Raw genomic sequence first — 24,595 nt, 5'->3', positions numbered from 1 at the left:
TTAGCCGCATTTTTCAGCAATTAAATGAACTGCAAAATCGACCACCCCTCTGGCTAGAGGTGCCAATGGTAGCAGGAGAGTACCTCCTGTTTCCAACGGTCATCCTGTTTCTGCTGGTGCTGATTGTCATGAAAGTCTCTCCGCAGCCGCAAACATGGTCTCGGTTTGTGGTGGTTGGCATCCTGTTAGCGTTGACCGTGCGCTATCTGCTGTGGCGATCGCTTTCGACTTTAAACGTGAGTACGCCCCTAGCCGGTGTATTCAGCATCGGGCTGTTTTTGCTAGAGCTGTTGATGTTGACTAGCAGCACGATTCAGCTATTTCTAATGCTGCGGGTACGCGACCGACGACGGGAGGCCGATTGGCTGGCGATGGATGTGGAAGAAGGCCGCTATACTCCAACCGTTGATGTGCTGATCCCGACCTACAACGAGCCAGTTTTCATCTTAAGACGCACGGTGGTTGGCTGTCAGGCCATGACATATGCCTATAAGCAGATTTATTTGCTGGATGATACCCGTCGGCCTGAGGTGAAGGCGCTAGCCGACGAACTGGGGTGCCACTATTTAACGCGGCCTGATAATCGCTTTGCTAAAGCAGGTAACCTCAACCATGCAATTCATCAAACCAGTAGCGATTTGATTGTGGTCTTTGATGCCGATTTTGTGCCGACAACTAACTTCTTGACGCGCACGATTGGGTTTTTCCAAGATCCGCAAGTGGCCTTAGTTCAAACACCTCAGAGCTTCTACAATCCGGATCCAATTGCCCGTAACTTGGGCCTAGAGAATGTTCTAACGCCCGAAGAAGAAGTTTTTTATCGTCAAATTCAGCCAATCCGCGATGGGGCAGGTAGCGTCATTTGCTCGGGTACATCCTTTGTCGTGCGGCGCAGTGCCTTAGAAGCAATGGGCGGGTTTGTGACGGATTCCTTGAGCGAGGATTACTTTACTGGCATCCGGCTGTCGGCCCAAGGCTATCGGTTGGTGTATCTCGACGAAAAGCTGAGTGCGGGTCTGGCGGCAGAGAATATTGCAGCTCACGCGATTCAGCGGTTGCGCTGGGCAAGAGGCACGCTGCAAGCCTTTTTTATCAAATCGAACCCATTGACGATTCGCGGTCTCAACCCGATCCAACGCTTGGCTCATTTGGAAGGCTTATTGCACTGGTTTACCAGCATTTCGCGAGTGGGATTTTTGCTCATGCCCCTGGCTTATTCGTTCCTGGGGGTGATTCCTTTGCGGGCTACAGCAGCCGAATTGCTCTACTTTTTCCTGCCTTACTATTTAGTGCAACTTGCCGTTTTTTCCTGGCTGAACTATCGCTCTCGTTCTGCTCTGTTGTCTGATATCTATTCGCTGGTCTTATGTTTTCCGCTCGCGCTAACGGTGATTCAGGTGATGCTAAATCCGTTTGCTAGAGGCTTCAAAGTGACCCCTAAAGGAACTGCCAGCAACCGCTACTCCTTCAACTGGAACTTAGCTTGGCCGCTTTTGATGTTGTTTGTTGTCACAGCCATTAGCCTCTGGGTTAATTTTGGCATGTGCATGATCAAGGGTGCTTGGATGGACACAGTACCGCCGGAGGTAGCCAGTCAGTTTAAGGGGATTGGCTTGGGCTGGATCTGGAGCAGCTACAACCTGATTATGCTGGGAATTGCCCTGCTGATTTTGCTGGATGTGCCCCGTCCCAGCCCCTACGAGTGGTTCGACCTGAGGCGCACGGTCAAGCTATGGCCTGTGACACCCGCAGGGGAACCAGAGCAGGTATTTTGGGGCGTTACAACCATGATTTCGGAGGTGGGCACCGAAGTGGCGCTGACCCAAGCTGGGTTTCCCACGATTCATCTTGAGGCCAATTTTTCTGATTCTGGGACAGCCGAAACCATACCTGTGCGGGTAGAGATTTTGGAGCACCACCTGTCAATTTCAGGACAAGCAACCCAAACGGGATTAAACGGCGAATTTCCTACCGTGCGCATTATGTTCGACCCACTCGATACCATGCAACAGCGGCAGTTAATCGAGATGCTGTTTTGTCGGCCTGGGCAATGGAAGAAGCGCTACACGCCAGGGGAAATTCAGTCTTTGCTATTGTTGTTTCGAATTTTGCTGCGGCCACGCGTTCTCTTCGACCGCCATGTGGATGTCAGCGCGGTTTCGGTGGCGCAAATTTAGGCACCTACTTAGGCGCAAACTTAGGCGCAAATTTAGGCGCAAATTTAAAACATTCCGCTGGTGGAGGGCATTGACCGATCGGTGTGGTAGCGTCGGTGCTATAGCTGAGTTTGGTTGAAGCGCTGATGAATTCTACCCGCCCCTTCTCGTTGGCGAAGCACCTAATCGTCGCGGGGTTGTCCTTTGGTGTTGTAAGTGGCTTAATCAGTTTACCAAATGGGTTAGGCCCCAATTGGCTCACGAATCAAGCCTTAGCCCAAAGCGGAGGACGGGCAAGGGGAGGTTCGTTTGACCGACCAGCCGCGCCGCAGCAAGCCCCCTCAGGCGGCGGATCTAGCGGCGGGTACAGGGGTGGATATTCATCACCCTACGACTATTCTGTTCCCTATGATTATTCCTATCCCTCGCGTCCAGACTACTATCCATACCCAGCTCCTTACAGTCGTCCACGGGTAATTGTGGTCCCGCCCCAGTCCTATCCGGTCCCAGTCGATCCGGGCTATGGTACAGGATATGGCACAAGCAGTTCAGGAGATGGGTTGTTCTTGATTTTGGTGCTACTGCTGGGAGCCTCAATGCTGCCGGTGTTAATGAACTACCTGCGGGCCAGTCGCAGCAGTTCTAGCAGCAGTTCTAGAGGGATTGGGGCCAGTGAGTTAGCCAATGATATTGTGACTGTTACCCAGGTTCAGGTTGCCCTATTGGCCCAAGCTCGATATATTCAGGACGAACTGACCCAAATTAGCCTGCAAGCCAATCTCAATACTCCGGAAGGTTTGGCCGAATTTCTACGAGAGACTGTTTTGGCCCTGTTGCGCTCTCCGGAAAACTGGACCCATGCTCGCGTCAATTCCCAAACCGTTAAAAGCCGTCAGCAGGCTGCCCAATTATTCGAACAACTCTCGATTCAAGAGCGCAGTAAGCTCAGCAGCGAAACCCTGGTCAACGTAGGTGGCAATATTCGTCGCCAAGCCCTCCAAGTTGACAAAGATGCGGACCCAGCCTCCTATATTGTCGTGACACTGCTAGTCGGCACAGCAGACGACCGACCTCTGGCTAACCCAGTTCATTCCACCGAAGAGCTGGCTGCCGTTTTGCAGCGCTTGGGAGGCATCACACCTGCCTATCTAATGATTTACGAGTTGATCTGGTCGCCGCAGGATGCCAGCGACAGCCTTTCGCGTGAACAGCTTTTGACCCATTATTCAGATCTAGTACAAATTGCCTAACTGCTCATAAGGCTTAATCAATAAGGCTTGATTGAACAGGCATGCCCTTCATAAGAATCTGACAAGGCAGTACACTGAACGATGTAGCATTGGGAGGACGATCACTTGCTAGACGAACAGGCTAAGAAAACCATCCTGCGAAAAATTCCCCACGGGCTTTATGTTTGTGGCGTCAAAGATGGGGATGAAGTGAATGGCTTTACGGCCAGTTGGGTAATGCAGGCCTCATTTCAACCGCCCTTGGTAGTCAACTGCGTCAATCGCAACTCTGGCTCCCATGCCATGATTCAGTCCAGTCAGGTGTTTGCCCTTAGTTTTTTAGAGGCAAGTCAGAAAGAACTCGCGCAAAAGTTTTTCAAACCGCAGCGGCGCGTCGGCAACAAGTTTGAGGATGTCGAGTTCTACCTGGGTGAAACCGGCTGCCCAATCATTTCTGATTCCTTGGGCTATGTCGAATGCCGCGTTGTGGGCACAGTTGAGCATGGCGATCATACTGTCTTTGTCGGAGAAGTGATCGCCGCAGGCGTGCATCGAGACGGCGAACCACTCCTGTTAGAGAGTACAGGCTGGCAGTATGGAGGGTAATGTTCTATGCCCCTAATCAAAGTCCAAACCTCTGCTACTGCACCGGACCAGGCTACGGTTGAAAGTTTGCTCAAGCGTCTATCTGCTAGTTTGGCGAAACATACAGGTAAGCCAGAATCCTATGTGATGGCTGCTTTTGAGCCAGGTCTGGCGATGACCTTTGCAGGCACAACCGATCCGGTTTGCTATATCGAAATTAAAAGCGTGGGGACAATGAGTCCAGCTCAGACGAAAGCCATGAGTCAGGATTTTTGTCAGCAGGTGAATGCAGCCCTCGGAGTGCCGACCAATCGCACCTATATTGAGTTTGCTGATGCCAAAGGCTATATGTGGGGCTGGAACGGAGCTACGTTTGGTTAGCATTGTCCGTAAAGATTTTGTTTTTCTACATAAAGATTGAGCCTTTCTGTGTCTATGGACTCTGGTCGCTTAAATTATCCCTGTTAAGATTCGTTACATCGGCGGCAAGTTCATAGGACTAGAACGAAAGGGAAATTATGCTGAACGCTCTATTGTTCGATCTAGACGGTACGTTAGCTGAAACCGACTCGCTCCACTTTCAAATCTGGCAGGACTTTCTGCTTGACTATGGGTTGGTAATTGATCGGGCTTTTTATAAAGCCAAGATTAGTGGGCGGCTAAATCCGGACATCATGGCCGATCTGCTGCCGCAGCTGAGTTTGGCTGAGCAGAACGATTTTATTGAGCGCAAAGAGGCTGCCTTTCGAAATAGTGCTGATGCCCTGACACCTTTAGCGGGTGTGGTAGAGATTTTAAATTGGGCCGCAGAGCAGAACTTGAAAGTTGCGGTCGTGACCAATGCTCCGCGCGAAAATGCCCAATTTATGCTGAATGCCCTGCATTTGCAGCATCGATTTCTCACTGTTGTGCTGGGTGATGATTTGCCAATGGGGAAACCGAGTCCCTTGCCCTATCAAGAAGCGCTGCGTCGCCTCAATGTAACCGCAGAAGAAACCATCGCATTTGAAGATTCGCCTTCGGGATTACGCTCAGCCGTGGCAGCCAATATTTTTACGGTAGGAATTGCTACAACTCACGATCCAGAAGATTTGTATCGGCTTGGAGCTGGATTGGTGGTTCCCGACTTTGCAGACGAGCGTTTGATCCAGTTGCTGAACCAACGGCTGATCCAACGAAGCAGCAACGTGTTGACAGTATAATTGCCTAGTTCTTTAGCTTCAGGGCTTGCGGCTCAGAGGTAGAGGCATCGACAGAAGTACTATCGGAAGCATGGTCGGAAACACGGTCGGAAACACTCTGGCCTTGGCCCAATTCCAACAGGAAGCGTAATGCTTTAGCGATGTAGGTAGCGCAGACATAGGGCGAGGTTTCATAAAACGACCGCCACGCCATACCCTTTTGCTGATCGTACAGAGCCGCCTGATGAGAGGGCTGATCCAACCAAGCCAGACGAACCGCATGCCCAATCAGCACATCCAGCACGATATATTCCTCGATTTGCAATTCGGGATTTTGCTCCACAATTGCCGCTAGCTCCATTAGTGCCTCGATGTTCACTTGGCGGTATTCTGGCGCTTGAATATTGTTGAGCAGGTGTTCAACCCGCAGAGCAAAATTTTTCTCACCGGGCGTCATTTCCGACAGCAGCAATTCGCTATCTAATCGGTTGCGGCGGTCCAGTTTGTCGCCGATCACCAAACCTTTGCAGTGCTGCATGACTCGCCAGACTTGTGGATAAAACCCCTTCGGAACGCGGTTCAGTGCCCCGTCTCGTTGGCGTTGCTGCCACCAGCTAATTGGGGTCGATTCTGCCGATTCTTCTGACCAGAGGTTAGTAGCATCGGGGGAAACCACCCATTGAATGGGCTGCTGCTGACGGATATGCAGCGATTCTTGCTGAAACAGGGTTTGATTCAGGCTATCGTAACCAGCCAACACCCGCATCAGCCGCAGTTTCACTTCAAACGGGCTGAGCTGCACCAGATGCTCATGGGCTTCATCGGGCGTCACGTGCAGTTCTCGCGCCAGTGCGCTAGTAATCAGCAAAATTAGGTAGCCTACTCGCAGCGTCAACAAGCCGTTAAACAATTGGGGATCAGTTTTGATCAAAACGCTGAGGTAGACCAGGATTTCCTGCGTCAGAGGGCGATCGCGCACATCATTGCCGCAAAACATCTGGATTTTTTCCATGATTTCATCCGGCGGCATTGGGGCAGTAATCAGAGAAGCCTCGCTGTAAGCCTTGCCGACAGCGATCTGTTTGCCGCGCACCAGAATATCGGTAACCGCATCCGAGAGGCAAATATCGATTTTATTGAGTAGCCCCGCCGAGCGGCGAATGATCGCCCACAGATGCAATTGGCTCGCCTTGCTGTAGACCTCATCTAGCAACTCAGCCACCGTCACGGGTTGGGGTCCTAAGCCAGTATCCAGGTCCAACCCAGCCAAATTGCTCAAGGTCTCTAGCAAATCAATCTGCTCATAGAGGTTTTGGGAATGGCGCAGGCGCTCCAACAGCCGTGGGATGCTGGTTTCATAAGACAGCATAAATTCCTGCGTGCTGCTGAGGGGGACATTGCGATCCGGATAGAAAGTGAGATAGTACGCTACCGGAGCCGCATCTTGAACCGAGGCTTGAACGAACTCAAAATCATGCACAAAATCCACCCGTTCGGTGCCTGCCGTCAGCATCAGCTGATTTAAGTGGCCCAGCTTTACCGCAATCTCATTGCAATTGCCATCCCGCAGCTCTTTCAGCAATTTGAGTAGGGGTGATTGCTCGATTTCCTCACTTTGCTCTGTTTCAAACATGGCATGGGTGAGCAGCAGCGTCATGGTAGGGCGACCGAGCTGATCCCAATGCTGCTGAATGTAGGCCAGTTCTGCTTTGATTTGGGCTACTAGAAAGTGGTAGTCCAGCGTGAGGTAGAACTGCTGCTGATCGAGAAACGAGGGCAAAAACACAATTGTCTCGCCACGAATGCGGAACACTCGCGAGGTGGTGAGGCTACGTAGACGACGAATTGGGCGTCCAGTCATGGGCAGCTTATCGTTACGACCCACCTGAGCATAGATAGCGGCTAACTCCTTGGCTCGACGCACCTGAATCGGAGCAACCTGAGTCGGCGTTTGGGTGTCAATACCGTAGGTGGCCAGTTCGGCTTGCAGGGTTTCGTCTTCGGCCAGCAGAGCAATTTGGACTAACGGCTGCCGCGGATGGTGAGAGCGTCGGTAGCGCCCCAGAGGATCAATATCGCCCAATGACAGCAATCCGTCCCGTAAAAGCTGCCCCAGCACGTACAGGCTCTGTGCCCAAACCAGCGGCAGGTTCTCGTTCGGCAAGCGAGTCTGGCTATGGGGATTGGCCCGCTCGGCCTCAATTTTGTCTTCTGGAACATAATATAGCTCTGGCAACAGCCGTAGTCCGTTCTGCTCGACGAGCAAAGGCTGAAGCCGCTGATGGTATGCTTCGGCTTGAGTCAGATCACCGCGAAACAGAGCATCCAGCATCAGGTAGGTGAAAAACAGCGGCCATTCGCACTCGATGTGCTCAAACTGCTTCAGCTCGCGTGGCTCATAGTGGAGGCGGGTCACATCTTCGATCACCGTCTGGTGCCCGTCGCGCAAAAACCGCTTACAGCCATAATTGCCCTGCAGTTTCGTGACAATGTTGCTGCGAGTGCGTTCCACCAAAGCTGGATTATCGACGGCAAACGCCGGAAAGCCAATCACGGCTAACACCGCTGCATCTGCTTCCTTGGAGGCCGATTCGCGCGGCAATAGGGACTCCAACGTGATACTGGTTCGGGCAATCTCGTCCGGCAACACATGAATCACCGAGGCTTGACTGCCATAAACTCCAAACAGATCCAGACCATTGATTGCCTCTAATGCCGCCTTCGCCATTCCCACCGAGCTAGCATTCAGTTCTGGATTGCCGTGGTTGATTTTGTTGCCCCGCTCCCAAATTCCATAGTCTGGCGTGCGATAGGCACGACCAATGTAGTAGACCAGATTTTGGATAAAGTTGACTTCGTCGATTGTGAAAATAATCTTGAGGCCAGAAGCTGTCATTTGTGCCAGCATCAGCAGATAAAGCGATGTGGCGTCGAGCTGCAAATGACCCCAGCCATCATCTCCGACGACGACATCGCCCGTGTTGGTATCGTATTTGGCGTGCAGCGCATCTAGCGGCGATTGGGTGTGCTTGAATTTCTCTACCTTATTGGCCTGCCGCATCATCGCAAACAGCAAACCCCGCATCAGTTTGACCACGCTGTGCTCTAGCTCATAGGCCCGACCCGGATTTTCATCCAGCTTGCGATAGGCCAAGGCCAATCCCCAAACAGCTAATATGCTGTAGACGTTATCCCGCACCCAAGCGTCGGTATAGTTACCGTGGGCTGTAATTGCGGTACTGGCCGGCAGCAGACCCGTAATTGGGTTTTGGCGAGCTAAAATAATCGCCTGAACTTCTTGGTAATACGCCTTGAGTTGATCAGAAGGAGTACCAGCAGGCCAAGCTCTCAGCGAGCTGTTGACGTGAGGAGCAGCGGTAGCACACATAGGAAGCTTAACCAGTAGCTAGAGTTCAAGAACCAATTGCTCAATACCAGCCAGGATTAGGGCCAGCGAACAATTTCCCTTAATGTTTCCTTAAGATTATCGCCTAATTGCGCTGGATCGAGTGATGCCCCTGCCCTAAAGCCCCAGATCTAGAAAGATTTTGTCTAACTTTGTCTAAGTGTTATCAGAATCAGGTAAACCTGCTTAAAGCAAAATCGGCGTTAATCGCTATCTTACAGTTGCATGGTTCTTGAGTTGACTCAGTGTGATTAAACACGGTTGTGAAGCAATTTTTCTATTGGCCAACCAAGAAATTTTTGAAAAATTTATCAGAACGATAGGAACTTGACCGTAAATTTACGGGTAGACTGATACCGTATAGAAACGAACAATCCCATACTGAATATCACCCGATCAATCCGTACCACCCAGTGAATGAGATGGAATTACAACAGAGCCGTTGTCAAGCAGTGAACAGAACCACTATCAAGCAACGCAATAGGACCGCTTGAATTGGCTGCGACACGATTTCCCTATATTCCACGTCTACATTTCTTTTTTCAAAAGTGGTTGCATCGATAGCGCATTGATGGTTTGATGCGTTTTTGGTGCATTGATTGATCCAATGCTATTGATTTAGCGTCACTAATTCAGTGTTCTTGATTCGGTGCATTATTGATCGAGGTCACGGACCGTCAAAACAGACATGGCCATCATAGATAAAGTCCTTATGCAAGTTTTATTACCAATTTGGTAACCCGGCTGATGAATCCGCTAACAACTCTATCAACCGATCTTAAAAAGCGGATTCTAGAATTCAGCGAAACCGGTTTCCCAGAGCCATGCGGGGGCAATTCTACAAACAGCGCTATCAGTAGAATGATTGCCCCTGCATTTCCTATTTACCGACCTGTGCTTTTGGACTTGTCAATTTCTACCTGATTTTTATTGCGAGGTCAGCAGCCATCAGCAAGAATCAGGCAGTTCTAAGTAGGTCAACCAAATTAAACAAGATACAGTGCGGGCGAGAGGCTCGTACCAGCCAGACGCTTGCGCTACGGAGCTTCAAATTAATTCAAATTAATTCAAATTAATGATGTTGATCTACTTAGAGCTTGTTTGTAAACCAAGATTGAGATCCCCCTAAATCCCCCTAACCCCCTGCGGGGATGCGCCTTCGGCGCGATTCTAGCCTCTTAAAATTCATTTACAAACAGTCTCTGAAGCAGTCAGTGATTTTCGCCTTTACCAGCAAGATCGAATTGCTATACCTGTATAGAAACGCATAAATTGTAAAAATCTAAAACCTACAGGATACAAACAAATAAAAGCGATAGAAATGTCAGAAAACATCTCTACCGCTAAATCGAGCACAATTTGTTAATGAAGCTGACAATCAAAACACCACAAATCTGGATTTTGATTGCTAACCCAACAGGAATTGAGCTTAGAAGAATGCTGGACGATGGCGAATCAAGCTGAGAAACTCTTCTCGCGTTTTTGAGTCTTCCTGAAACACACCCAGCATAGCGCTAGTTACGGTCCAGGAACCGGGTTTCTGCACGCCCCGCATCACCATACACATATGGGTTGCTTCCATCACAACCGCCACACCCTGAGGGTCGAGGATTTCTTGAATTGCTTCGGCCACTTGACGGGTAAGCCGCTCCTGCACCTGCAAACGACGGGAGTACATTTCCACAATTCGAGCCAGTTTGCTCAACCCAACCACTTTTTGATTGGGAATGTAAGCTACATGCGCCTTACCCATGAAGGGCAACATATGATGTTCACAGAGACTGAACACATCAATATCGCGCACCAGCACCATTTCGTTATGGCCTTCATCGAAAATCGCACCGTTGATCAATTCCTCTAGGGATTGGTTATAGCCGCTAGTAAGGAATCGCATCGCTTCTGCAACTCGCTTAGGAGTCTTCAACAGCCCTTCCCGGTCAGGATCTTCTCCTACATTCAGCAACATGGTGCGAACCGCATTTGTTAGCTCCTCGTTGGCATTTTCAGGTACCGGATGAGGTTTAGCCTCACGACCTTGCTTAGTGATGCGGTCGGGGCGGACCGGCACTTTAGCGCCGAGATTAGACGAGTCAGTTGTTACATCAGGAAGTGTCATAGGAGAGGATGTACCGTTGGTTCCGTTAGAAGAAGCGATAGTCATAATATCTCTAGGGTGAAACGACTGAAAGAGTAAGCAACCGAGTAGAAGGGGCCATCGCCCAGCTCAACAGTTGCACTTCAGGCTGCACGTTAAAGTGCGCCTCAAAGTGCACCGGAACTAGGCATTACGGTCAGTTCTTCGATCACAGCTCCCGGAGGCAACAATGCAGTGTGCAAGATAGTCTGAGCCACTGTCTCAGGGGTTAACATCCGAGTGCGATCGAAATTAGCCTGAACCGTTTCGGTATCCCAAATGGGAGTATTTACCGCACCGGGACAGAGTGTAACCACACGAATGCCGTGGGCACGTTCTTCCGCCGCCAGGGTTTTGGAGAGGGAAATCAAGCCTGCTTTACTGACGTTGTAGGCTCCCCACCCTGGAAACGCCTGATAGCCTGCAATCGAGGCAATGTTGATAATGGTTCCCTGCTGCTGCTGACGCATGGTTGGCAGCACTGCCTGAATGCACTGAAAGACGCTGGTAAGGTTGAGGGCCAGTACCTGTTGCCAATCAGTCAGCGAAGTAGAGAGCAGATCGCCGGTGTAGCCCATGCCAGCATTGTTGACCAGGATATCCGTTGGAAATTGGCTCACAATCGACTCAATTTGCGGTCTCACCTGCTCAACCAACGCTAGATCAACCGCAAATAGTTGAACATCCACATTAAGCGGGGCAATCTCAGCAGCAACTTCAGCTAGGGCTTGATGGGAACGACTGACCAACACCAGATCGATCCCAGCCTTTGCAAAGGCCAGTGCAGTAGCTTTGCCGATTCCACGGCTTGCACCTGTGATCAGGGCACGGTGATGCATTAAAGAAGTCATGAGACCTTTCCAATTGCCAAGTTCAGCAGGAGTAGAAAATTAGGGGAAAGCAGCACAAAAGACGGGCTGAAGTTTGCATCATCGAGCTGGAGAGCATCCATGCAGCCTCATCAAGGCTCAAAAAACATCAGCGGTTAAAAAATCCTTAAAGCCGTACAAACAGGCTATTCAACCAGGTTAAAGCGGCAATCAGGGAAATGATCAGGACGCTTTTTCAAACTACAAAACCGTCAAGTCAAAAAATGAGAGAAGTGTAAAAAAATGTAACTAGACTGATTATAACATCGCCGATAGGGTCTCTCACATTTACAAAAATTGTAGAATTTGAAGGTTTGCACTGATTACAATCGAAAATTCTTAATTGTTCAGTCTACGCTCAGCTCGATGAGGATTTGACTCCTGTTTAGTTAGGGATGTTCAATTCAAAGCTCAACTCAGCGGGTCAACCTGGTTTGTTAGATCCAACGCTTATTAGATCCTACAGTGCTAGCAATTTATTGACAGCGAGACAGATGACCGCCCTTGATCTGGCTTACGGATTGAGAAGCCACTGTGCTGATCGGTCTTCCTGTAGCAGGCAAGATGATTGCACTCAGATCGACTTATTGGGTGAGTAATGCGGCCCACTCGAAACTATACGGCAATTTGATTGAACATGCCCATTTTACGGAATTTTTGGTAGCGCCAATCCTTAAGCTGCTGTCGTGTCATGCGAGTCAGTTCGGCCAGGTTTTCTAGTAAGGCTTGTTTCAGAGTAGCTGCCGCTTGCAGTGGATCAGAATGGGCACCTCCAACTGGTTCTGGCAGAATTTGGTCAAGAATACCCAAGCCCTTCAAATCGGTAGCAGTAATTTTGAGCGCTTCTGCTGCTTGAGCTGCTTTGGCCTGATCGCGCCAGAGAATAGAGGCACACGCTTCTGGGCTAGCAACGGTGTAGACCGAATGCTCAAACATCATCAGCCGATCTCCTACGCCAATCCCTAGGGCACCGCCCGAACCGCCTTCTCCAATCACGGTGCAAAGGATAGGAACTTCTAGACGAAACATTTCACGCAGGTTATAGGCAATCGCCTCACCCTGACCCAAACGCTCTGCTTCTACGCCGGCATAGGCTCCGGGAGTATCAATAAATGTGATGATTGGCATCCCAAAGCGATTGGCGTGATCCATCAACCGCATTGCCTTACGATAACCGCCCGGAGAGGCCATACCAAAATTACGCCGCACATTATCTTTGGTATCACGCCCTTTTTGATGGCCCAAAATCACCACAGGGCGGCCTGCTAAGCGGGCAACGCCACCTACTAGAGCCAAGTCGTCTACTCCGGTGCTGCGATCGCCATGTAGCTCAAACCATTCATCGGTAATAGCCTGAATGTAATCTAGGGTGCTGGGCCGCCGGGGATGCCGAGCTACCTGTAAACGCTGAGATGGCGTTAGGCTAGCAAAAATTTCTTGCCGCAATTGCACCGCTCGGGTTTCTAGTTGACGAATTTGATCGGAAACATCGACATCATTCTCTTCCGCCAATTCCCGAATTTGGAGAATGCGGGCATCTAATTCGGCCAGGGGTTTTTCAAAATCTAGAAGAATGGGCTTGCGATCGGAGTTTGTCATGGTGATAGGGGATCAGCAGGCATAGGAATGCCAGAGTGAAGTAGACAGCAGCCAATAGCAATGGGTACTGAATTTGCGTTAATTGCAACCAATGTCACAACTAGCTGGCACCAGCTTTGCACTAGAGGCTTTGCACTAGAGAGTATTTTAGCCTACCGCCCTGCTGAATCTACACTCCAGTCCTCAGCATCTCCAGTCGTCCAGGTCCCATTCCTCCTCAAGTTCTAGGTGTCGGTCTTTCTGGCTGAAGCAACCTGAATCAACATTGGTTGAGATCGACCGCCATAGGCTCGACTTTGATGGGCAACCGCACGGTAAACATTAAAACGTTGGACGGGTTTGTCACCTCCACCACTCCATGCAGATATTCTGCCAGCCGTTTAATGATTGCTAATCCCAGTCCTGTTCCTCCCTGCCTATTCTGGTCTAGCTCTGGAATACGGTAGAACGGCTGAAAGATTTTGTCTAGTTCGGCGGCGGGAATAGTCACACCTGAATTGCTCACCACTAACTCCAACTGGTTAGTAACCAGGCGTGCTCTGACCTGAATGCGCTCTTGAGCAGGTGTATATTTGCAGGCATTATTCAACAACTCCGAGAGAATCCGCCGCAGGCTCATCCAGTCCAACGTGAGTTTGGTGGAACCACCATCCACCTGTAGCTCAATCTGCTGCTGGTTGGCCTCAGCTCGCACAAGGAAGGGCACCATCACTTCCTGTAACCAGTCCTGTAGCTCATAGGTTTCTGGCTGAATCGGCGGCTGCACACTGCTCAAGCGCTGAAAATCGAGCAAGTCATTGATTAAGTTCGCTTCTTGGCGGCATTCCTCTTCGAGGATTTGCAGATATTCTTCCCAATCCTCAGGAGAGCGGGCAATCCGCAGCAGCGAAATTGCGGTTTGAATATTGGCAACGGGCGTGCGCAACTCATGGGATGCGGTTCTAAAAAACTCGGCTTTGAGCGCTTCGTCTTGCTGCAGGTGGCGCAATTGCCGACGCAGGGCAGAGGATTCTCGCACGCGGTCACAAATGCCAGTCGCTCCGCCAGTAATTGCAAACAGGGTCAGCGGTAACACCACCGGCGGTAGTTGATTGAAGTTGAGCAGCAGCAGACTCAGTCCCAGCCAACCCACCCAAAGTCCAGCCACAGTTCCGACTTGTCGGTTCCAGGTTCGCTCGTTCAGGCTCCAGCTCAACAACGGTCCGCCAGCGAGAAATAGCAGCAGCCACCAAGGCTTGCCTAGAGGCTGCAATAGGGATTGGCGCAGCAGGTTTTGCAGCAGCGTGGCATGGAGCAATACACTGCTAGCCGGCGGATTGCGGTCATAGGGGGTAATGAGCGGATCAATTCCAGTTGCGGTAACGCCCACCAGCACAATCTTGTCAACAAAGTTTTCCTTGGGCACATTTCCCTGCACCACCTGCACAAAGGAATACTGCTGAATCGATTTGGCATCTCCCACCCAGTTGAGCCACATAGGAGCCGTTTTCTGCGGTAAGGCAACTTCTCGATGCATCAGGCTGTAGGCCTGAGCTGCCACAATTGCCAAAGCTAACGTTCCCTGAATTTGGGGCCAGACTTGCCGCACAATCGCATCGCTATCTTGCTGAACCGAGATATGGCCAACTCCTAACGCCTTTTGCTGCAAAACTGGCACTGGGTCTAAGGACATGCCTTCTGCATTCCAGGCAGTAGATAGCACCACTCGCCCATGCTCATCCATTGCCTCGGCCAGTGGCCTATCGTCTGCAGTTGGCTCCGAAAACAGCAAATCAAACACAACAATGTTAGCACCGGCGTCTGAGAGGAATTGCAGCAGTTGGGTATACTGTTGCCGCGCCCAGGGAAACCGTCCGAGCTGGGCCACACTGGCGTCATCAATGGCGACTAACACCAACCGCTCGTCCCACATTCGCTGGCTCCGCAGCTGAAATAATGCTTGATAGCCCAATTGCTCCAGCGGCTGAAAGGCTCCCAGCTTCAGCAGGAGTGCCATTGACAGCGCTGATATGCTTCCCGGTAATAATCGCCATCCCCATTTAGATAAGTTGCAATTCATAGGTTTGCTCTTGACCTAACGGTGTAATGACGGTGACCGTCAGTCGTAGTCTGGATGGGGCAGGAAAAAACAGGTTAAACCGTCCATCGCGATCAATCGGTTGTGGCTGTCCTTGAATCAATACTGAACTGGTTGGATCGACTTGTCCAGTAAACTGAATCCGTCGAATGCCACGACGAATGATCCGTTCAATTTGATAATCTAAGCGCGGTTCGTTAGTAAACGGAACCGGCGGCGAGGGCGGCTCACCCGGAATTGTAATATTTTGAAACCCGGCTGGCACTTCCACATCCTGGGCTTGCGCCGAAGTAAGAACACTGCCTTCTAGGGTAGCAACTCCCATTTTGCCGTCTGGAAAAACATTAACGCCAAATTCGGTACCGCGCACTCCGCTAATTCCGGCAGGGGTATCGATTTCTAAGCGCGAGTCAGGATTAGTAAACTGACGGATCTGGAGCCGCACCCGTCCCTGATCGACTCGCAGCCGCGTAATATGGCCATCAGTTTCGGTCACTTCGAGGGATTGCACCTGTAGTTTAGTGGATTCACCCACCTCAACTGTCCCAATCCGGGTGTCTACCTCTAAGCTGGCTGAAGACTCCATCCCAGTCGAAAGCCCATCTCCCACTCGCTGTAATCGATCTCCCACTCGCGCCCGTCGTGAAGTTGCACCCCGCAAGTAGGTAACATCGCCACTTAACTGCCGTATCGCTAACCAACGATTCACCCGCACAGTCACAGTCTCGGCTGCAGTAGGTGCGGTAAAACTAGCAAAAAGCAGGGTAGCTATCAGCGCCAGCACGAACCAAACAATAGGAAGTTTAGTTGGATGCCTCGTTGGATGCCTCGTTGGATGCTTAGTTAGCAGCATGGTTTGAGCTTTTGCTCGTTTCGCCGACCTCAGCCGGTTTAGGACTAATTGTTTTAGATCTGATTGTTTCACCGACTGCTGCCATAGCTGTTGCAACAAGCTAACCCATCCATCTGCCTTCTGAAGCACTACCCCCACTCCTCTAAAAACCTGTACCCCAAAAACCTATACCAAAACCTATTCACCACCATATCAAAGCCTGATCCAGCATAATCTTGAACAGACTATGTGGATGCAAATTAGAGATCTGAGCAGCAAGTTCAGGAGCAGCCACTGGGATCACGCGGCGGCAGCAGCTGTTTTGCTTGGTCAATCCACGGTTCAGCCCATTCTGCCGGTAGTATGGAGTCAGGCGGCTCACCTAGGACAGCAAATTGCAGCTAGATGAGTGCCGCTCCAGCAATTCATCCTATTTCATCATTGGGTAACTAAGGTTAGCTATGGCAATGCTTTTTCGAGCTGTGGGAATTTGTATCATTGCGATTATTTTGGTTTGCAGCAGGCCGCCCGTTGCCTTAGCTCAATCCCCCGTTGCGCCCACTGCTCCTACCACGGTCTCCCAGTGTGATCAGCTGATTCAGGTTGCCAATCGCGCCACTGATGCCGCCCAGCAGCTTTCGCAAAACCCTTCCTCGGACTCGATCCGAGATTTGCTAGACACGGCCAACATCGCCGACCGGGCCATTGGAGAAATGCAGGCATTAAGCTTAACTGACAGCGAGTTGCTGAAATTCCGGGACCAGTTCGTCACGATGTATGAAGGCGTCAGCCGTGCCATTCGAGATCTGGTCGAGGCCGCTAATCAGCAAGATCAAGAGGCTGGAGAACAGGCTTTCACCGCTCTGCAAACCGCAACAGCCGCCGAAGAAACCCTGGTGCCAGCCATCAACCGCTACTGTGAACGCACCGCTCAAAGATTGACCCCTCGCTAGCCCCTCGCTAGTCCTTTGTTTTGGTTGACTATCGGTCACCTACCATGCCCCACCGTCCGATCTATTTAGACTGTCACGCCACCACGCCGGTGGATCCACGGGTGCTGGAAGCTATGCTGCCCTACTTCAGCCAGCACTTTGGCAATCCGGCCAGCGTTACCCATCTGTATGGCTGGGAAGCTGAGGCGGCAGTACAGCAGGCTAGAGAAAGCTTAGCCTCCCCTATCCAGGCTAGTCCTGAAGAGATTATCTTTACCAGCGGAGCCACCGAGGCCAATAATCTCGCCATCAAAGGCGTGGCCGAGTCCTACTTCAGCCAAGGGCGGCACCTGATTACCCTAGCAACTGAACACCGGGCCGTGCTCGATCCCTGTCGCTATCTTCAAAGCCTGGGATTCGACGTAACGGTGTTGCCAGTCCAACCGGATGGGTTGGTGGATCTGGAGCAGTTGGAAAAGGCACTCCGCCCGGAAACGATTTTGGTGTCGGTAATGGCCGCCAATAACGAGATCGGCGTACTGCAACCCCTGGCAGAAATTGGGGCGATTTGCCACCAGCATGGCGTCCTGTTTCACACTGATGCAGCCCAAGCGATTGGCAAGATTCCGCTGGATGTGGAGGCAATGCAGATCGACCTGATGTCACTCACGGCTCATAAAGTGTACGGGCCGAAAGGAATTGGAGCACTGTATGTGCGGCGAAAACAGCCCAGAGTGAAGCTGGCAGCCCAACTCCACGGCGGTGGTCATGAGCGGGGGATGCGGTCGGGCACTCTTTACACACCCCAAATTGTTGGTTTTGCCAAAGCCGTCGAACTGGGGCTAGCAGAATTGGAGACCGAGACTCAACACATTAGCACCCTGCGTAATCACCTGTGGCAACAGTTGCAACCACTAGATGGAATTCAGCTCAATGGACATCCGACCCAACGATTAGCGGGCAACCTGAATATCAGCGTGGCTGGAGTGGATGGACAGGCTCTACTTTTGGGGTTACAGCCATTTGTGGCGGTTTCTTCTGGTTCGGCCTGTACCTCGGCTAAGATCGAACCGTCTCATGTGTTGAATGCATTGGGGATTGAGCCAGAGTTGGCCTTTGCTTCGGTGCGATTCGGCATCGGTCGATTTAACACCCTGGAGGAAATTGATCGGGTTGCTGCCGGATTTATCGAAACGGTGCAGTCTCTCCGCAAATCGAATTGACTAACTCGCGAAGGAGGGTTTTGTCTGTGTAGCCGCGACTTTAGTCGCTATCAATCAAGCCTAAAGCCTGTAACGCAGCTCTGGCAGCATTTTTCTCGGCATCCTGCTTGCGCCGCCCCTGGCCGGTGCCATATTTTATCCCGGCTACATACACTTCTGCCGTAAACTCTCTAGCGTGGTCCGGTCCGGTTTGTCCGGTGATCATGTATTGGGGATTTTCGCGTTGATGGGCCAACGCCCACTGCTGGAGGCGACTTTTAAAATTAACTGTCGATGCCGTCAGTACTAACGTATCGACAACCGCAGCAAACAGCGGTTCAACATAGACGCGCACCAAGTTGATATCAGACCCTGTATCGAGGAAGTAAGCGCCAATCATTGCTTCAAAGGCGCTGCTGAGCAAGTTGGCATTCCGACGCCCACCATCTTTTTCGGCTCCCCGGCCCAGTTTCAGATGCTGATTGAGTCCGAGAAAAAGCGCAAATTGAGCCAACTGCTGCTCATCAACCAGGGCCGAGCGCAAGGGGGTCAGTTCTCCTTCCGGTTTGGTCGCAAAATGTTTGTAGAGGTACTCACCGCTGAGGAAGTTCAAGACGGCATCGCCTAAAAATTCCAAACGCTCATTGTGCAGTTGAGCATCGGAGGATTCGTTGATGTAGGAACGGTGGGTCATGGCCTGCTGAAACAGATCCGGATTCTGAAAGTTTGGCAGCTTAAATGGATCACTCATGGTTGTCTAAGCAATTTCTCCAAAGGCATTTGCACTGATCGGGCTTCGCTAAGAAAAAACCTATTCTGCGCTCAGGTTAGGTTCAGCTTCTCAGTAAATCATTGAAGGTAAGGTGAATCCATTCTTAGGACTGTTCGATCGTTTTGGTGAAAAAACCGCTTTGGTGAAATCATGCAGCCACAGACACTTTCCTTCAATACGCTAAATCCAGAAACCCTGGCCCCAACGGAACAATCGCTTCAGCAAATTGTGCGTCGCGTACTCAGCACGGGCCGCATTACTACCGCCGAACGGATTTGGTTCCATCACATCATTCTGAGCGATCTGACTCTGGCACCCGAAACCCTTACCCAGGTACGTCGCCTGTTTGATCGCCTGCAGATGGGCTTGATCAAGGTTCTGGATTAGGTTCACAAAATCAGCTTCACAAAACTCGCTTCACAAAACTCGTCGCTCAGAATATCGACTAGCCAAACTAAACGATAATTTGCCACATCAGTACGGTTAAACCCACAATGGCCAGATGTTGAGGCAGCAGTTTGGTTAAAGGTTGACGGGCGATTTTTTGGGTGAGAACTACGCTGAGCAGAGCCGCTATCACGAGGGTCACACCTTGCAAAAAGGCAATTACCGCCGGATGAGCCACCACCACAGGAGCAGGAATGTGACCATAGCCAAAGGTGGCCAACGTTACAGGCAACAAGCGACCGGCCTCAGTTAAACCCAATCGCAGATAGTGGGCCAGGTTTCCACCCAGCACCAGCGGCAAATAGCCATAGGCCAGCTCAATGAACGAGCGTGATTTTAGATTGCGGTTGAGCAGGCGTAAGGCTAGATCGGCCATCAACACGACCAGAGCCGGAATCAGTAAAGCCCCAACCGAGACACCCGCATGGACGCCGACCGCATCGAGCGATAGGTTCCGACCCAAGCGTTGACCGATTTCCGGCAAGCGATGCAAAAACACCGCCCCAAACAGCAGCAACAGCAGCGCCACTTCGTGAGCCGTGGCCGTATGGGTTGTCCAGAGTTCAATCCCCGGCGGGCGCAAATTCAGTTCTACCGAGCGGTGGGGGCAGGCTTTGAGACAGGTCATACAGAGGACGCAATCCCGGTTGTCCTGAAGCTGAGCCGGGTGGGAATAGAGCGGACAGCCGTCTGTTGCCATGCCTTCGCCTTTTTCCGGTCCACCCTTGTAGCACTGGTAGGTAGTGCAGGTGGCAGCACAAATTCCCTGCTGGGCACGCAGTTCAATCATCGCCAGTTTGCCAAACATGCCGTTCATGCCGCCGATCGGGCAGAGATAGCGACACCAAAACCGCCGCTCAAACAGCAGCGAAAACGTCACCGCTCCAGCCGTAATCAGCAGCAGCAAACAGCTCGACAAATAAGCCGTGTTCTCCAAATTCCACAGCTCTTCCCACAGCAAAATCAGGGTAAACAGACCAAACAGAAACCAGCCGCCCCATTGCTCAGCCTGTTGACGCGGCCAGCCCCTTAGCTTGCGGGGAAACCACTTAAGCGAAAGACGTTGCACCAGTTCGCCGTAGATCATAAACGGGCAAACCGCGCACCAAACCCGCCCTACTAGCGGAAACAGCAGCAGCATCACCGGCCACCACCAGGCCCAGAATAGATTCAGAACAAAATTCTGGTCTCGCGATTGGGGACCAAATAGGCCAATCAACACAATCACAGCAAAAAACCAGAGCGTGAAGCCGTAGTTGATCCGGTCTGGCCACCAGGGACTGCGTAAAAACTGCCGCAACTGGGGATAGGCATTCAGTAAATTGACGCGAAATCGCTTCGTTTTGCTGCTGGCGGACCAAAACACCTCTTCGGTCAGTACCGGCGCACCATTGGACTGGATAATCGCCCGCTGGACCAAACTCTCTAACTCCGATAGGTTGCCCGGAAAATCGTACCCCTGGAGGCGACGAATTGCTTCTGGGGCAACTTTGGGCTGAGCCAACCCCCGCGAACGACAGTAGAGGCTGATGTAGTAGTTGACCTGGGCTGCAATATCGGCCTTAGTAACGCGCAGCGGCGGAACTTTGATGATATGTGCCCCAATTTTTTTGCAGCTTTCAATTTCGGGAATGGTGCGCTCAGAGTTCATCAGAATTCGTGCTTCTGAGCGACGCGGAGGAACTGATTCTTCGTCTCGTCCGACGGGTGTGTATTCTCCGGTTTCGAGCAAATGCAGCAGCTTTTGTTCGATCGGTTTGGGCAAATCCTGGGCGTTATTCAGCATCAGCGAGCCTGTGCCCAGCCATTCCAGCAGTCCAGGTTTGCCTCCGACACGGCCAAATAGTTCCGCTCCGTTCGGCTGCAACGTATCGCAATTGATTTTAATCAGGGGCTGCTTGCGGTTGTTGGAACCAAAGTGAATCAGGGCAGCAATGTTATCCTTGCCCAAACCCGGTTCGCCAAAAATCAACACCGGCTGGCGATCGAGAGAGGCTTTTTTAATGGCCTGCCGCAACCGAACCGCATAGCGGCTAGAACCGACAATGCCTTGCTTGACCTTTGGCACCAAATAGGGGCGAAGCGCCACCTGTCGCTCTTGCTCAAAAGCTAGCTGAGCCGCCATCAGATCCAGCTCAGCAGCTAAATAGCGGGAAAACGCCCGGTTAATTTCGGGATATTGAGCTACTAGAGCCAGAAATGCCTCTCGGGGTACAGTCCACAACTCACAATCACTGAGGGTAATCACCGTCCGCTCCGCTGGCTGATCCAGCAACAGTTCTTTCACATGCAGCAGCGAACCCGGCAGCAGACTGCTTGCCTTTGCCGCACTGTCGGCACTGGTATGGTAAGCCTCTAATCGGCCTGAGTACAAAATATACAAAGCCGTTGGCGGCGTATCCTCCAGCACCAGACGCCGGTTCTCCTGCATCTGCTCGATTTGCATTTCAGCTACGAGCGCAGTTAGCACCTCTGGAGACAAAACCCCTAACGGCGTGTGTTGCTGCAACCATTGAACCCGCTCTGTGTTCTCCATCCTGCCCTTTTTGCCGAATATTTTCTTCCGCTTCGGCTCTTTCTTTCAGGCTACGGTGAAGCCAAAGCCTCGCTCAATAACTTTGGTAAAGGCAGGGGCGAAGGCAGCCATGCAGGGGACGGTGAGACCAGATCCGTTGATTGATCCGTCAACTCAAACAGATCTAGCGACGGATTGGTCCGTTGTAGTCCATTGTGATCGTCCAATCGATAGTGTTGACCGTGACAACGCTCTCTACCGTAGGAGTAGTAAAGCCCGGAGGCCCACCCACAAAATTAAACGTCAAGGTGCCATCGCCGTTATCTACAAAGGGAGATTCTGCACTAGGGCCATGCATCGCCGCCTCAGCCTGATAGACAGAAAGTCCACCATTCTCTCGTTCAGCCGCCATACGAGCCAGATTCTTAGCCCGATTCAAGGCAATGGCCTGGTCAATGAGCATTTGGATACGCTCTTCCCGAGTTTGGGGTCTACCCGCTTGCGCCAAACCAGGAGCAGCAATCAGTAAAACCAAGGCCATTACACCTAAGCTATAGAGTTTTTTCATGGATTTACCACAGTTGTAAATATCACTAGCTCCAAAAGACGCCTACGGAGGCAAAAAGTTGCATGATCAGGTATCGCCTGAAAGACAGCCAAGATTTTGCCGCCCCAACGGCATCCTGCTTGAAACCTGCTTGAAACCTAACCAATATCCAGAGGGTCAACTCGGCTTCTCCGGTTCCAAAATTCTCACGCCTACCACTGGAGCATTGAACCGATAGGTTTGGCCCTCTAACTCTAGTGGTGTTCCAACCTTGACCTTACTGCCGGCCAACACTGCGCCATCTTCCAGCACTTGGGCTTCACCTTTGAGTGTCACCATCATATCGACGGTATATTCCAGTTCGGGACGGGGATCGGGCATGGGTTTGACTGAGCCGTCTGGCTGCGGCACCGCTACCGAACGCGGCAAGGACTTGACGCCTAACACGTCCACTTCCCCAGCGGGCTGATTGCGGATAATAATTTTGGTGCGTTTCTGCTCTTGCAGGCTGGTCACAAAAGCTTTGGGGTCACTCACCGTCAGACCCCGGACAATCACATCAATTTCCACCGGTTTGGTAGAGGCACCAATTTGCGCCACCGAAGAGCCAGAACCACCGGGCAGCAAAAATAATCCCGCTACGACCATGAGAATAATCAGCCCTGCTCCAATATCGAGCAGGCTAAACTTACCAAACAACCGACCTTTAGAATCTAAAATCGCCATATCGCGTCATCTCCGCGATTGCAGAAGAGCAATTGAAAGTTCAGATAGCACTCTACCAGATTTTTGAGAAAGCGAACTGAGATTGATATCGCGATCCCATAGCAGCTGTGGGAAGGAGAGTCAGAAGTCAAGAGTCAAAATGGTTCTTGGCTTGTGACATCTCAATGGATTTCATAGCTGATTAAGGGCTACACTGCAGATGCCTTTATAGCGTTTGCTAGATATAGCGTTATGCCAGAAGAGATTAGACATTGCTGTGGCGACGGCTATACCTGAGCATCAAACCAGGCTCGATTGGGAATTATCACTTCAGCTCTTCTCAATCAACTGCGCTAAGCGCCCGCGCTAGGATCGGGGTATCCGAAAGAATTGAAGGATTACCCAAATAGTCCTACGGGTATCTCAGAACCGGGAACGCCGAATTGCAACAAACAAGCAACAAACGGACTGGCATCACGTCAGTTGGATTTAAAGAGCTTATTCTCGGTTCTTCGTTTATTGATTGCTTGCCTCACGCCTAATTTCACGCATGATTATGTCTAACTGGTTTTCCAACAGCTTTCGTCAGTGGCGTCGTCGCTGGGCCTATGCCTTAATTTCCTTGCTGGTAGCCTCCGGGCTGATTTTGACCACACCCCAACCCGGTCAAGCGGTTTCGATTTTCGATTTGATTCTGCGCGGCGTGCAAATTATTCAGCTTTCCACCCTGTCGGATCGGCAAGAAGTGGCACTAGGTCGGCAGATCAACGACCAGCTGGTGAGTCGGGAACTCAACCTCAATTCCGACCGCAATGTTAACAACTACATTAACGCTATCGGCCAGCGGCTAGTGCCCTATAGCGACCGTTCCGATATTCCCTATACTTTCCAAGTGGTTGAAGACAGTAAAATTAACGCTTTTGCCACCATGGGCGGCTATGTCTATGTAACCACCGGGTTAATCCGGGCGGCCGACAACGAAGCCCAATTGGCTAGTGTCATCAGCCATGAAATTGGCCATATTGCCTCACAACATGCCATCGAGCAAATGCGAGAAAGTGCCTTGGCTCAGGGGCTAGTATCAGCAGCAGGATTGGATCGCAATACAGCCGTCAACCTTGGCGTAGAATTGGCCTTGCGTCGCCCCAACAGCCGCCGGGATGAATTCGAGGCCGATCAGCGCGGCTTAACCACTCTCACAGCTGCTGGATATGCACCCGGTGCCATGGTGGATTTCATGAGAAAGCTGCAAAATCAGCCGTCTGTTCCTGCCTTTCTCAGCACTCACCCAGCCGTGTCCGATCGAATTCGAGCGCTCAGCCAAACGATTGATCCGGCCACTGCCAATAGCGGCGATGGTCTAGATACCGCATCCTATCGAGCACAAATCAGCAGCATTCGGTAGGC

The 24,595-nt window shown here is 51.3% G+C and carries 20 protein-coding genes (1 of these 20 running past the window's edge); 10 read left to right on the top strand and 10 right to left on the bottom strand.

Features of this window, described 5'->3' with window-relative positions:
• The 5 genes from HJG54_RS10220 to HJG54_RS10200 all read left to right on the top strand — a co-directional run.
• A protein-coding gene (locus tag HJG54_RS10220; protein ID WP_316434793.1) for a glycosyltransferase crosses the window boundary here: on the top strand, positions 1 to 2,177 show its 3' portion. Its footprint begins 142 nt before the window's first position; the window shows 2,177 of its 2,319 coding nt (coding positions 143-2,319); its start codon lies off the left edge, out of view; the stop codon is at positions 2,175 to 2,177.
• A gap of 125 nt (positions 2,178 to 2,302) precedes the next feature.
• Positions 2,303 to 3,406 carry a DUF1517 domain-containing protein gene (locus HJG54_RS10215; RefSeq protein ID WP_316434792.1) on the top strand — a complete coding sequence of 368 codons (1,104 nt, stop codon included), beginning with the start codon at positions 2,303 to 2,305 and terminating at the stop codon, positions 3,404 to 3,406.
• A 105-nt stretch (positions 3,407 to 3,511) separates the two neighbouring features.
• Positions 3,512 to 3,991, top strand: coding sequence for a flavin reductase family protein (locus tag HJG54_RS10210; RefSeq protein WP_036004344.1), 480 nt, complete (start codon positions 3,512 to 3,514; stop codon positions 3,989 to 3,991).
• A 6-nt stretch (positions 3,992 to 3,997) separates the two neighbouring features.
• On the top strand, positions 3,998 to 4,351 hold the full coding sequence (locus tag HJG54_RS10205; RefSeq protein ID WP_316434791.1) for a phenylpyruvate tautomerase MIF-related protein: 354 nt from the start codon (positions 3,998 to 4,000) through the stop codon (positions 4,349 to 4,351).
• A 137-nt stretch (positions 4,352 to 4,488) separates the two neighbouring features.
• A complete protein-coding gene (locus HJG54_RS10200) occupies positions 4,489 to 5,172 on the top strand; it encodes an HAD family hydrolase (RefSeq protein WP_316434790.1) in 684 nt (227 codons plus the stop codon).
• Between the two features lie 4 nt (positions 5,173 to 5,176).
• Here the strand turns inward: HJG54_RS10200 and HJG54_RS10195 are convergent, their stop codons facing one another.
• The 6 genes from HJG54_RS10195 to HJG54_RS10170 form a co-directional block, all read right to left on the bottom strand.
• Entirely contained in the window at positions 5,177 to 8,539 is a 3,363-nt protein-coding gene (locus tag HJG54_RS10195; protein ID WP_316434789.1) for a glycoside hydrolase family 15 protein, read from the bottom strand.
• A 1,447-nt stretch (positions 8,540 to 9,986) separates the two neighbouring features.
• Positions 9,987 to 10,673: a GTP cyclohydrolase I FolE gene (gene folE, locus HJG54_RS10190; RefSeq protein ID WP_420717387.1), complete on the bottom strand. Its 687-nt coding sequence runs from the start codon at positions 10,671 to 10,673 to the stop codon at positions 9,987 to 9,989.
• A gap of 146 nt (positions 10,674 to 10,819) precedes the next feature.
• Positions 10,820 to 11,542 carry an SDR family oxidoreductase gene (locus HJG54_RS10185; protein ID WP_316434787.1) on the bottom strand — a complete coding sequence of 241 codons (723 nt, stop codon included), beginning with the start codon at positions 11,540 to 11,542 and terminating at the stop codon, positions 10,820 to 10,822.
• A 633-nt stretch (positions 11,543 to 12,175) separates the two neighbouring features.
• On the bottom strand, positions 12,176 to 13,159 hold the full coding sequence (locus tag HJG54_RS10180; RefSeq protein ID WP_316434786.1) for an acetyl-CoA carboxylase carboxyltransferase subunit alpha: 984 nt from the start codon (positions 13,157 to 13,159) through the stop codon (positions 12,176 to 12,178).
• A 259-nt stretch (positions 13,160 to 13,418) separates the two neighbouring features.
• Positions 13,419 to 15,155, bottom strand: a complete 1,737-nt coding sequence (locus HJG54_RS10175) for a CHASE2 domain-containing protein (protein WP_316434785.1) — start codon at positions 15,153 to 15,155, stop codon at positions 13,419 to 13,421.
• Positions 15,156 to 15,198: 43 nt separating this feature from the next.
• Entirely contained in the window at positions 15,199 to 16,089 is an 891-nt protein-coding gene (locus HJG54_RS10170; protein ID WP_316434784.1) for a FecR family protein, read from the bottom strand.
• Between the two features lie 232 nt (positions 16,090 to 16,321).
• Between HJG54_RS10170 and HJG54_RS10165 the strand changes: the two genes are divergently transcribed.
• The 3 genes from HJG54_RS10165 to HJG54_RS10155 are packed head-to-tail and all read left to right on the top strand — an operon-like array spanning position 16,322 to position 18,223.
• Positions 16,322 to 16,477 carry a hypothetical protein gene (locus HJG54_RS10165; RefSeq protein ID WP_316434783.1) on the top strand — a complete coding sequence of 52 codons (156 nt, stop codon included), beginning with the start codon at positions 16,322 to 16,324 and terminating at the stop codon, positions 16,475 to 16,477.
• 52 nt (positions 16,478 to 16,529) lie between these two features.
• Complete coding sequence (locus HJG54_RS10160; RefSeq protein WP_316434782.1) at positions 16,530 to 17,021, top strand: hypothetical protein; 492 nt, start codon at positions 16,530 to 16,532, stop codon at positions 17,019 to 17,021.
• A gap of 44 nt (positions 17,022 to 17,065) precedes the next feature.
• On the top strand, positions 17,066 to 18,223 hold the full coding sequence (locus tag HJG54_RS10155; protein ID WP_316434781.1) for an IscS subfamily cysteine desulfurase: 1,158 nt from the start codon (positions 17,066 to 17,068) through the stop codon (positions 18,221 to 18,223).
• A 40-nt stretch (positions 18,224 to 18,263) separates the two neighbouring features.
• On the opposite strand, the gene rnc is transcribed toward HJG54_RS10155, so the two are convergent.
• Positions 18,264 to 18,953 (bottom strand): ribonuclease III, encoded by a 690-nt coding sequence (rnc, locus tag HJG54_RS10150; protein ID WP_316434780.1) that lies wholly within the window; start codon positions 18,951 to 18,953, stop codon positions 18,264 to 18,266.
• A gap of 171 nt (positions 18,954 to 19,124) precedes the next feature.
• Between rnc and HJG54_RS10145 the strand changes: the two genes are divergently transcribed.
• On the top strand, positions 19,125 to 19,361 hold the full coding sequence (locus tag HJG54_RS10145) for a hypothetical protein (RefSeq protein ID WP_316434779.1): 237 nt from the start codon (positions 19,125 to 19,127) through the stop codon (positions 19,359 to 19,361).
• Positions 19,362 to 19,428: 67 nt separating this feature from the next.
• On the opposite strand, the gene HJG54_RS10140 is transcribed toward HJG54_RS10145, so the two are convergent.
• The 3 genes from HJG54_RS10140 to HJG54_RS10130 form a co-directional block, all read right to left on the bottom strand.
• A complete protein-coding gene (locus tag HJG54_RS10140) occupies positions 19,429 to 21,957 on the bottom strand; it encodes a sigma 54-interacting transcriptional regulator (protein WP_316434778.1) in 2,529 nt (842 codons plus the stop codon).
• A 163-nt stretch (positions 21,958 to 22,120) separates the two neighbouring features.
• Positions 22,121 to 22,504, bottom strand: a complete 384-nt coding sequence (locus HJG54_RS10135; protein WP_036004314.1) for a hypothetical protein — start codon at positions 22,502 to 22,504, stop codon at positions 22,121 to 22,123.
• 156 nt (positions 22,505 to 22,660) lie between these two features.
• Positions 22,661 to 23,209 carry a DUF4330 domain-containing protein gene (locus HJG54_RS10130; RefSeq protein WP_316434777.1) on the bottom strand — a complete coding sequence of 183 codons (549 nt, stop codon included), beginning with the start codon at positions 23,207 to 23,209 and terminating at the stop codon, positions 22,661 to 22,663.
• A gap of 535 nt (positions 23,210 to 23,744) precedes the next feature.
• Here HJG54_RS10130 and HJG54_RS10125 point away from each other — a divergent pair.
• Positions 23,745 to 24,593 carry a M48 family metallopeptidase gene (locus HJG54_RS10125; protein ID WP_316434776.1) on the top strand — a complete coding sequence of 283 codons (849 nt, stop codon included), beginning with the start codon at positions 23,745 to 23,747 and terminating at the stop codon, positions 24,591 to 24,593.
• Positions 24,594 to 24,595: the final 2 nt, after the last annotated feature.

This window comes from Leptolyngbya sp. NK1-12, from assembly GCF_032598965.1.
Lineage (GTDB): Bacteria > Cyanobacteriota > Cyanobacteriia > Elainellales > Elainellaceae > Elainella.
Note: the sequence above shows the minus strand (reverse complement) of the source record. Positions and strands in the feature narration are given on the sequence as shown.

Excerpts from the sequence above, each read along its gene's own strand:
- HJG54_RS10215 (WP_316434792.1), top strand. The coding sequence starts at position 2,303 with ATGAATTCTACCCGCCCCTTCTCGTTGGCGAAGCACCTAATCGTCGCG.
- HJG54_RS10205 (WP_316434791.1), top strand. The coding sequence starts at position 3,998 with ATGCCCCTAATCAAAGTCCAAACCTCTGCTACTGCACCGGACCAGGCT.
- HJG54_RS10200 (WP_316434790.1), top strand. The coding sequence starts at position 4,489 with ATGCTGAACGCTCTATTGTTCGATCTAGACGGTACGTTAGCTGAAACC.
- HJG54_RS10195 (WP_316434789.1), bottom strand. The coding sequence starts at position 8,539 with ATGTGTGCTACCGCTGCTCCTCACGTCAACAGCTCGCTGAGAGCTTGG.
- folE (WP_420717387.1), bottom strand. The coding sequence starts at position 10,673 with ATGACACTTCCTGATGTAACAACTGACTCGTCTAATCTCGGCGCTAAA.
- HJG54_RS10185 (WP_316434787.1), bottom strand. The coding sequence starts at position 11,542 with ATGACTTCTTTAATGCATCACCGTGCCCTGATCACAGGTGCAAGCCGT.
- HJG54_RS10180 (WP_316434786.1), bottom strand. The coding sequence starts at position 13,159 with ATGACAAACTCCGATCGCAAGCCCATTCTTCTAGATTTTGAAAAACCC.
- HJG54_RS10175 (WP_316434785.1), bottom strand. The coding sequence starts at position 15,155 with ATGGCACTCCTGCTGAAGCTGGGAGCCTTTCAGCCGCTGGAGCAATTG.
- HJG54_RS10170 (WP_316434784.1), bottom strand. The coding sequence starts at position 16,089 with ATGCTGCTAACTAAGCATCCAACGAGGCATCCAACGAGGCATCCAACT.
- HJG54_RS10165 (WP_316434783.1), top strand. The coding sequence starts at position 16,322 with ATGCAAATTAGAGATCTGAGCAGCAAGTTCAGGAGCAGCCACTGGGAT.
- HJG54_RS10160 (WP_316434782.1), top strand. The coding sequence starts at position 16,530 with ATGGCAATGCTTTTTCGAGCTGTGGGAATTTGTATCATTGCGATTATT.
- HJG54_RS10155 (WP_316434781.1), top strand. The coding sequence starts at position 17,066 with ATGCCCCACCGTCCGATCTATTTAGACTGTCACGCCACCACGCCGGTG.
- rnc (WP_316434780.1), bottom strand. The coding sequence starts at position 18,953 with ATGAGTGATCCATTTAAGCTGCCAAACTTTCAGAATCCGGATCTGTTT.
- HJG54_RS10145 (WP_316434779.1), top strand. The coding sequence starts at position 19,125 with ATGCAGCCACAGACACTTTCCTTCAATACGCTAAATCCAGAAACCCTG.
- HJG54_RS10140 (WP_316434778.1), bottom strand. The coding sequence starts at position 21,957 with ATGGAGAACACAGAGCGGGTTCAATGGTTGCAGCAACACACGCCGTTA.
- HJG54_RS10135 (WP_036004314.1), bottom strand. The coding sequence starts at position 22,504 with ATGAAAAAACTCTATAGCTTAGGTGTAATGGCCTTGGTTTTACTGATT.
- HJG54_RS10130 (WP_316434777.1), bottom strand. The coding sequence starts at position 23,209 with ATGGCGATTTTAGATTCTAAAGGTCGGTTGTTTGGTAAGTTTAGCCTG.
- HJG54_RS10125 (WP_316434776.1), top strand. The coding sequence starts at position 23,745 with ATGTCTAACTGGTTTTCCAACAGCTTTCGTCAGTGGCGTCGTCGCTGG.